The 8,579-nt window shown below is 59.2% G+C and carries 8 protein-coding genes and 1 pseudogene; 7 read left to right on the top strand and 2 right to left on the bottom strand.

What is annotated here, in order from left to right:
* Window positions 1–172: 172 nt before the first annotated feature.
* Together PMI31_RS03230 and PMI31_RS03225 are read right to left on the bottom strand one after the other, a co-directional pair.
* Window positions 173–589, bottom strand: a complete 417-nt coding sequence (locus PMI31_RS03230; RefSeq protein WP_007991821.1) for an organic hydroperoxide resistance protein — start codon at window positions 587–589, stop codon at window positions 173–175.
* Window positions 590–716: 127 nt separating this feature from the next.
* Complete coding sequence (locus tag PMI31_RS03225) at window positions 717–1,046, bottom strand: hypothetical protein (protein ID WP_008016195.1); 330 nt, start codon at window positions 1,044–1,046, stop codon at window positions 717–719.
* A 183-nt stretch (window positions 1,047–1,229) separates the two neighbouring features.
* Here PMI31_RS03225 and potE point away from each other — a divergent pair, with 183 nt between their 5' ends.
* The 7 genes and pseudogenes from potE to PMI31_RS30670 form a co-directional block, all read left to right on the top strand.
* Window positions 1,230–2,639 (top strand): putrescine-ornithine antiporter, encoded by a 1,410-nt coding sequence (gene potE / locus PMI31_RS03220; RefSeq protein WP_008016194.1) that lies wholly within the window; start codon window positions 1,230–1,232, stop codon window positions 2,637–2,639.
* On the top strand, window positions 2,636–4,921 hold the full coding sequence (locus PMI31_RS03215; RefSeq protein ID WP_008016193.1) for an Orn/Lys/Arg decarboxylase N-terminal domain-containing protein: 2,286 nt from the start codon (window positions 2,636–2,638) through the stop codon (window positions 4,919–4,921). Before potE ends, PMI31_RS03215 begins: the two co-directional genes overlap by 4 nt.
* Before the next feature lie 179 nt (window positions 4,922–5,100).
* A complete protein-coding gene (locus PMI31_RS03210; protein WP_008016192.1) occupies window positions 5,101–5,502 on the top strand; it encodes a hypothetical protein in 402 nt (133 codons plus the stop codon).
* A complete protein-coding gene (locus PMI31_RS03205) occupies window positions 5,502–6,041 on the top strand; it encodes an HD domain-containing protein (RefSeq protein WP_008016191.1) in 540 nt (179 codons plus the stop codon). Before PMI31_RS03210 ends, PMI31_RS03205 begins: the two co-directional genes overlap by 1 nt.
* 206 nt (window positions 6,042–6,247) lie before the next feature.
* On the top strand, window positions 6,248–6,526 hold the full coding sequence (locus PMI31_RS03200; protein WP_008016189.1) for a DUF3303 domain-containing protein: 279 nt from the start codon (window positions 6,248–6,250) through the stop codon (window positions 6,524–6,526).
* 217 nt (window positions 6,527–6,743) lie between these two features.
* Window positions 6,744–8,357 (top strand): arylsulfatase, encoded by a 1,614-nt coding sequence (locus PMI31_RS03195; protein ID WP_008016188.1) that lies wholly within the window; start codon window positions 6,744–6,746, stop codon window positions 8,355–8,357.
* Window positions 8,358–8,425: 68 nt separating this feature from the next.
* Window positions 8,426–8,579: pseudogene (locus tag PMI31_RS30670) on the top strand (transporter); the annotation flags it as partial.

The following is an 8,579-nucleotide window of genomic DNA, read 5'->3' as shown; positions in this document are numbered from 1 at the left end:
GCCGTAAGGGCGAAACCACCAGTCGCCGTTACCGAAAAAACGGATATGCACACCGTCAACAAAAGACAGTCTGACTGTCAGGCCACCTTCACGAACAGGTCGGATCGGGTCAGCGAGTATTTCAGGCCTTGGCGACAATCCATGTCATTCGCCAAGACCTTTTCATGTCAATTCAAACCAGCTTGAGCACAACGTTGATGTTGTTGCGCGTAGCTTTCGAGTACGGGCAGTACTGGTGCCCGGTGTCGACAATTTTCTGCGCGGTTTCACGATCCAGCCCTGGCAGGCTGACATTGAGCCGCGCCTGGAGCAGGTAGCCGCCTTCATTGGTACCCAGGTCGACTTCCGCATCGACGGCCACGTCCTTGGGCAGCGCCACTTTCATTTCCCTGGCCGCCACTTGCATGGCGCCGATAAAGCAGGCCGACCAGCCGGCAGAGAACAGTTGCTCCGGATTGGTTCCGCCGCCACCCGCACCCGGGGACGAGAGCTTCACATCGAGGATCCCGTCGGAGCTGCGGGAGGCGCCGTCACGCCCGCCGGTGGTGTGGGTTTTGGCGGTGTACAACACTTTATCGATCTGGTTCATGGTGACCTCCTGATTGAGTTGTAAGAAACCGGTTTTAACACCCCATCCGGTCGCTGGGATGGTCAATCAATATAGACGTCACAGGCCCATACCGTGGTCGATCCGACCGACGCCCGCTTCTTTTTTTCTATTTACGCGCCAACTTGTACCTCACGCAGTCCTCATAAAAGCTCTGCCGTACAGCCGTCGGTTTGAATCGCGACGGACTGTCATAAGTTTGCTCTGTAATGCCAAGTGCCATCATACGCATCCAGGATTTGGCGAACTTGTAGACCTGGATTTTCTGCCGCGCGGCATACAGAGAAACGCCCGAGAGCTTGAGTTCCTGAGCCCTTGCAGCGGTACCTGCGCCCCAACTGCACATGTACTGATCATGGGTGGCCAGTTCTTTTGCCTGAGCCGAATTGGCTGTACCCGCAACAACTAGCGGAATTAATGCGATCCATATCTTGCGCATCTTGACCTGTTTAACTGGCTGAAAATGAACTAATTTTGCTGAGGATTTTTAAACTTGGGGGCCAGCATCCTGCCTTTTTTGCGAATTAGTGCAAAAACGAAATGGGTGACGCCATTTCTTGCGAGTTTTCAATCCTTTGCTATAGCTAAGACTCTCAATCGCCAACTTAAGTGAGGCAATGGAATGTCAGTCGCAAAGAAAATGAGTGTGGGGCAACTGACAATGTTGACCGCCGTCAACATGTTGGGCTCCGGCATTGTGCTGCTACCGACGAAACTCGCGGAAGTCGGTGCAATTTCGATTCTTTCCTGGCTGGTGACGGCCACCGGTTCCCTCGCTCTGGCCTACGCCTTTGCGCGATGCGGGATGCTCAGCCGCAAGACCGGCGGCATGGGCGGCTATGCCGAATACACGTTCGGTAAGGCCGGTAACTACATCACCAACTACACCTACGGCCTCTCGCTGTTGATTGCCAACGTGGCGATCAGTATTACTGCGGTGGGTTATATCCAGGTGTTGTTCGGGATAAAACTGGATTCCCTGCAAGTAGGCCTGGCGACCATCGCCTTGTTATGGATCACCACCTTCGCCAACTTTGGCGGCGCCAGAATTACCGGCCGGATCGGCGCGGTGACGGTCTGGGGAGTAATTGCACCGGTGGTGCTGGTATCCACGGTTGGCTGGTTCTGGTTTGACAGCAGCGTTTACGCCGCCGGCTGGAACCCCCACGACAAGAGCTGGTTCGAAGCGGCAGGCGCCTCGGTGGCGATCACCCTGTGGGCCTTCCTCGGCCTGGAATCGGCTTGCGCCAACACCGACGCGGTGGAAAACCCCGAGCGCAACGTGCCGATTGCCGTGCTGGGCGGCACCCTGGGTGCGGCGGTGATCTACATCGTCTCCACCAACGTCATCTTCGGTATCGTCGGCAACGAAGAACTGGTCGCGTCCACCGCACCGTTCGGCCTGGTGTTCGCCAAAATGTTCACCCCGATGGTCGGGGATATCGTGATGGCGGCAATGGTGCTCGCCTGCATCGGTTCGCTGCTGGGTTGGCAGTTCACTATCGCCCAGGTGTACAAAAGCTCGGCAGACACCGGTTACTTCCTGTCGATCTTCGCCAAGGCCAACAAGGCAGGAACGCCGATTGTCGGCATGCTGGTGTTGCTCACCGCACAGACAGCGCTGGCTCTGCTCACCATCAGTCCCGACCTGAGCAAGCAGTTCGACACCCTCGTCAACCTCGCAGTGGTCACCAACCTGGTGCCTTACATCCTGTCCATGGCCGCGCTGATGACCATGCAGAAAGTCTCCAACGTGCCGGAAGGCAAGGCACTGGCAACCAACGTCATTGCTCTGGTCGCGGCAGCCTACAGCTATCTGGCGCTGTACAGCTCCGGGGAGCAGGCCCTGATGCTGGGCGGCGTGGCCACCATCGTTGGCTACACCCTGTTCGGCTTCGTCAACAACCGCCTGATCCGTCTCGAAGCACTCAACAACAGCGTACCGACGCAAACCGTCAGCGCGCAGCACCTAACTGCCGAGCCAGTGCCGGTGAACAATCTGACTAAAGCCACTATGGAGGTTCAAGCATGACGGAATATAAACACTCGCTGGGCATGCTGGCGCTACTGGTCAGCAGTCCGCCGGACAAGCGAACGGTGTTCGGCCGCGCCCTGGATCAACTGATCCACGACGTAGAGGGACGTGGTGTCAGCGTACTGGCCTCGGAAAGCCTCACCGATGCCGCCTCGATCCTGCGTTCGGACCCTGCCGTTCAATGCGTGCTCATCCGCTGGGAAATGGACACCAGCGAAGGCCACGCCGACTGCATCAAACTGCTGGTCAAACTGCGCGAGCGCAACACACGCGTGCCGGTGTTCCTGATCAGCGACCGTACCACCGCGTCGAGCATTCCGTTGCTGGTCATGCAACACGCCGATGACTTCATCTGGCTGCCCGAAGACACTTCACGCTTCCTCAGCGGGCGCATCCTGGCCGCTATCGAACGTTACCGTCAGGCCGCCCTGCCGCCGATGTTCGGTGCGCTGGTGAAGTTTGCCCGCACCTATGAATACTCCTGGCACACCCCCGGCCATGCCGGCGGCACGGCGTTTCTCAAGAGCACTGCCGGGCGTGCCTTCTACGAGTTCTTCGGCGAGAACCTGCTGCGTTCCGACCTGTCGATCTCGGTCGGCGAACTGGGCTCCCTGCTCGATCACAGCGGCCCCATCGGCCAGGGCGAACGTTATGCCGCCAAGGTCTTCGGCGCACACCGCACGTACTACGTGACCAACGGTTCGTCGATGTCCAACCGCGTCATCCTCATGGCCAGCGTCACGCGCAACCAGATCGCCCTGTGCGACCGCAATTGCCACAAGTCCGCCGAACATGCGATGACCCTGTCCGGGGCGATTCCGACCTACCTGGTGCCGACCCGCAACCGCTACGGCATCATCGGCCCGATCCTGCCGCAGACCCTGAGCGCCGAAGGCGTTAAAACCGCCATCGCCAACAACCCGCTGGTCAAGAAAGGCATCGACCCGACACCGGTGCACGCCATTGTCACCAACTCCACCTACGACGGCCTGACCTACAACGTCACCCGTGTCGAAGAGCTGCTGGGCGAAAGCGTTGACCGTCTGCACTTCGACGAAGCCTGGTACGGTTATGCGCGCTTCAACCCGCTGTACAGCGGACGCCATGCCATGCACGGCGACCCGGGCGATCACGACAAGTCCAAGCCGACGGTATTCGCCACCCAGTCGACCCACAAGTTGCTGGCTGCCCTGTCCCAGGCCTCGATGATCCATGTGCGTGACGGTCGCAACCCGATCGAACATGCGCGCTTCAACGAGTCGTACATGATGCACGCCTCGACTTCGCCAAACTACGCGATCATGGCGTCCTGCGACGTCAGCTCGGCGATGATGGAAGCACCGAGCGGGCAGATCCTCACCAGCGAATCGATCGAAGAAGCCATCAGCTTCCGCCAGGTGCTCTCGCGCATGCACAACGAGATGCTGAGCAAGGACAACTGGTTCTTCACCTGCTGGCAGCCACCGACCGTACAGGTGGGCGCAGCGACCGTGCCGTTCCATGAGGTCGACCCGGCGCAGCTTAAAACCGACCCGAACTGCTGGGTCCTGCACCCGAACGCGGTATGGCACGGTTTTGGTGACATCGAAGACGGTTACTGCATGCTCGACCCGATCAAGGTTTCGGTGCTCAGCCCGGGCATGGGCGACGACGGCAACCTGCTCGCCTCCGGCATCCCCGCTTGCGTGGTCACGGCGTACCTGGGCCGCCAGGGGATCGTGGTCGAGAAAACCACCGACTTCACCATCCTGTTCCTGTTCTCGATCGGCATCACCAAAGGCAAGTGGGGCACGCTGCTCAACGCCCTGCTCGACTTCAAGCGTGATTACGACGACAACGCCGAGCTCGAGCTGTGCCTGCCCGACCTGTACAACGCCCACCAGCAACGTTATGCCGGCATGGGCCTGAAGGATCTGGCCGATGAAATCTTCGCCGCCATGAAGAAACACAAGACCACCGCCAACATGTCCCAGGCCTTCGGCACCCTGCCAAAAGCCGAATTCAGCCCGGTGGAGGCCTACGAAAAACTGGTGCGCAACGAAATCGAACTGGTCACCCTCAACGAAGCGGCCGGGCGCCTTGCCGCCACCGGTATCGTGCCGTATCCACCAGGCATCCCGCTGCTCATGCCAGGTGAAAACGCAGGGCCTGCGGACGGTCCGTTGCTGGCGTATCTCAAGGCACTGGAAGCCTTCGACACATCCTTCCCGGGCTTCACCCATGACACCCACGGGATTGAAGTCGAAGACGGCGTTTATCGGTTGCTGGTCTTGAAATGAGTTAAACAGGTTTCACCGCAGCCCCTGTAGGAGCGAGCTTGCTCGCGATGGAGTGTCAGCTACGTTGATGTCGACTGACACACCTTCGCGAGCAAGCTCGCTCCTACATTTCATTGCATTGCATAACCTCAAAAATCCCTATGGGCAAATTCGATCACGGCGCTCTATGATTGAATCACATGAACGCCTCCACTCCGATTCGCCAACCCTGCCCGCCCGGTGCCTGCGACTGCGGGCGTGACCCGTTGCTGGAAACACCGGGGGCGGACCTGCGCATTCTGTTTCTGACCCGCAACGAAGAAAAACGCCTGATCGAACGCCTGGAGAACCTGCAGAGCCTGAGCGATCTCGAGCACGTGCAACGGCGCATGTTCGAACAGTTGGGGATCCGCGTGGACATCGCCCCCGGCTTCAATGAGGTGCGCACCATGCGCGGCATCGGTATCCAGATTGGCGACCTGCCGGGGCTGTGCCGCAAGACCCGCGCCAACATCCCCGCGGCCATTCGCCGTGCCATGGAAAAGCGCCCGGAGATTGCTTACGAGCTGCTCAATGCCAACGACCTGTTGCGTGACGCCTGATGAAGCCCATTCTCGAATTTCCCCTCACCGACGAAATTCTCACCTCGTTCGCCCTGGCCATCGGGGCCGACCTGCAGGGCTACCGCAACCACATTTACCGGGTGCTGAATTTCCATAGTGCCCTCAGCGGTACCGAAGGCTTGCCCTCGGATACCGTACAGATCGCGGCGGCGTTTCATGACCTGGGTATCTGGACCGATGACACCCTGGACTACCTGCCGCCATCCATTGCCCTGGCCACCGAATACCTCGACCACCAACAACGACCGGAACTGAAGGATGAAGTCAGTGCGTTGATACTTGAGCATCACAAGGTGCGCCGGTATCGCGGCGCTTGTGCCGACAGCGTCGAATTCTTCCGCCAGGCCGATCTGGTGGATGTGTCCCTGGGCCTGGTCCGTTTCGGCTTGCCCCGAAGCTTCATCAAGACCGTGCAGTCGACCTTTCCCGACCATGGTTTTCACTCGATGCTGATAAAGCGTTCAGCCCGGCAATTCATTCGCTCGCCGCTGCGGCCGCTGCCCATGTTTCGCTGGTGAAACACGCATCCGTTACCCCCCTCGAACAGCCACCTGAACAGGATCAGCGGTCGTACATGAATGGCAAAGCGCTGCTATGCCTTCCATGGGAGATTCTGCCGCAAGACAGCCAGGACGCAACTGCAAACCCAAGCGCGGCCACGGCCCCGGCGCCAGCCAGGTGCGCGCAAAAAAAACCGGTGCCAATCCGTAACAGGAGGTGGCCGATGTTATTCATCGTCAGTTGGACAATCAGCCCGGACAACCGTGATGCCGCAATCGCACGCTTTCTCAAGACCGGTGGCGCGCCGCCCGAAGGCGTCACCATGCACGGACGCTGGCACGCCGTAGGGAGCTCGGCCGGCTTCGGCATTGCCGAGGCGAGTGATCTGGTGCCGATTCAAAAATGGGTGCTGGAGTGGAACGACCTGATGAGCATGGACGTGCACGCCGCATTGACCGATCAGCAAATCGCACCATTGCTGGCCGCCACTGCCGACCGGTAATGGCGATTGAGGCGGCGAGTAGCGCTCGCCGCCCCGATTTAGCAGGTGTCTTTGAGCGAACACTCTTTCGGCGCAATGCGCCTGAATCAGTGCTTTCTGACTATCCATTACTGGAAATTTCGCAATTCAAACCTACGCTCTTCGCGGGGGGTTACGAAATTCAATGACGGTTGGGGGCTCGTCTCGATGTACTCACACGAGTGCGCAGGAGCTCGAAATGAATCGGACAAACTTATCCACGATGTTTGCGGTCCCCCTATTGCTGTCTGTGATGGCGTTTCCCGGCCTGACCCTGGCCGCCGACAAAGCCCCCAACATCCTGGTGATCATGGGCGACGATGTGGGCTGGTCGAATATCGGCGTCTACAACCAGGGCATGATGGCCGGCAGAACCCCCAACCTCGATCAGCTAGCGAACGAAGGCATGCGTTTCACCGACTATTACGCCGAGGCCAGTTGCACCGCCGGGCGCGCCAACTTCATCACCGGCGAACTGCCGATTCGTACGGGCATGACCACCGTCGGCCAGGCCGGCTCGCCCGTGGGAATTCCCGCCGAAGCTGTCACCATCGCGACCACCCTCAAGGCCATGGGTTATGCCACCGGCCAGTTCGGCAAAAACCACTTGGGTGACCTGAACCAGTTCCTGCCTACCGTCCATGGTTTCGATGAGTTCTTCGGCTACCTCTATCACCTCGACGCCATGGAAGATCCGGCACACCCCAATTATCCGAAGGAGCTGCTGGACAGCGTCGGCCCACGCAACATGGTCCACAGCTGGGCCTCCACCACCGATGACACAACCGTGATGCCGCGCTGGGGCAAAGTCGGCAAGCAGAAAATCGAAGACGCCGGAACGCTCTATCCGGAGCGGATGAAAACCGTCGACGAGGAGATTCGCGACAAGGCCTTCTCGTTCATCGACAAGGCCAAGCAGGACAACAAACCGTTCTTCGTCTGGCTCAACCCGACCCGCATGCACATCGTCACGCACCTTTCCGACAAGTACGAGGCCATGCGCAACTCGCAGAATGGCTGGTCGGAACAGGAAGCCGGCATGGCGCAGCTCGATGACATTGTGGGCGACGTCCTGGCGAAGCTGAAAAAAGACGGCATGGACGACAACACCATCGTGATTTTCACCACCGACAATGGTGCGGAAAACTTCACCTGGCCCGATGGCGGCACGACTCCGTTCGCCATGGGCAAAGGCACGGTCATGGAGGGTGGCTTCCGGGTACCGGCAATCATTCGCTGGCCAGGCAAGGTGCCGGCCAACCAGATCGCCAACGGCATCATGTCCGGCATGGACTGGTTCCCGACCCTGGTCGCGGCGGCAGGTAACCCGAACATCACGGCGGAACTGCTCAAAGGCAAACAATTGGGCGACACCACCTACAAAGTTCACCTGGACGGCTATGATCAAACTCCAATGATCACCGGAAAAGGTCCGTCGAACCGGCATGAAGTCTTCTACTTCGGAGAAAGCTCCTTGGGTGCGGTGCGCATTGACGACTACAAATATCGCTTCATTGACCAACCGGGTGGCTGGATGGGCGCCAAACTGGCGGTCGATGTACCGATCCTGACCAATCTGCGCCTCGACCCGTTCGAGCGCATGGGCTGGCCGGAAAATCAGGCCGCACAGGGTTCGCAACAATACTTCGACTGGTTCAAATTCCAGTTCTGGCGCTTTGTGTTCGTGCAGCAGCAGGTGGCTAAACTGGCTGAAACCGCGATCGAGTTCCCACCGATGCAAAAAGGCGCGAGTTTCAACCTCGACTCGGTTAAAGCCAAGATCGCCGCGGCTCGGGCAGAGATGGCCAAGTAACAGCCGAATCCACGGGTGGCTGGTGCAGTCCACCCGTATTCGAAATGGATAATTGCTGAGGGATTTCCATGCCGACAAAAACAGCTACCCTGCCCGCCTCTGCGCTACTTGCCCTGTGCTGCCAGCAAGCCTGGGCCGGCGGCATCATGCTGTACGAAATCGGCACCGATAACGCCGGCCTCGCCAACGCCGGTGCCGCTGCCCGAGCCCAGGGCCCCTCGA

Source organism: Pseudomonas sp. GM55, assembly GCF_000282395.1.
Taxonomy (GTDB): Bacteria; Pseudomonadota; Gammaproteobacteria; order Pseudomonadales; family Pseudomonadaceae; genus Aquipseudomonas; species Aquipseudomonas fluorescens_CC.
Note: the sequence above shows the minus strand (reverse complement) of the source record. Positions and strands in the feature narration are given on the sequence as shown.

Excerpts from the sequence above, each read along its gene's own strand:
- PMI31_RS03230 (WP_007991821.1), bottom strand. The coding sequence starts at position 589 with ATGAACCAGATCGATAAAGTGTTGTACACCGCCAAAACCCACACCACC.
- PMI31_RS03225 (WP_008016195.1), bottom strand. The coding sequence starts at position 1,046 with ATGCGCAAGATATGGATCGCATTAATTCCGCTAGTTGTTGCGGGTACA.
- potE (WP_008016194.1), top strand. The coding sequence starts at position 1,230 with ATGTCAGTCGCAAAGAAAATGAGTGTGGGGCAACTGACAATGTTGACC.
- PMI31_RS03215 (WP_008016193.1), top strand. The coding sequence starts at position 2,636 with ATGACGGAATATAAACACTCGCTGGGCATGCTGGCGCTACTGGTCAGC.
- PMI31_RS03210 (WP_008016192.1), top strand. The coding sequence starts at position 5,101 with ATGAACGCCTCCACTCCGATTCGCCAACCCTGCCCGCCCGGTGCCTGC.
- PMI31_RS03205 (WP_008016191.1), top strand. The coding sequence starts at position 5,502 with ATGAAGCCCATTCTCGAATTTCCCCTCACCGACGAAATTCTCACCTCG.
- PMI31_RS03200 (WP_008016189.1), top strand. The coding sequence starts at position 6,248 with ATGTTATTCATCGTCAGTTGGACAATCAGCCCGGACAACCGTGATGCC.
- PMI31_RS03195 (WP_008016188.1), top strand. The coding sequence starts at position 6,744 with ATGAATCGGACAAACTTATCCACGATGTTTGCGGTCCCCCTATTGCTG.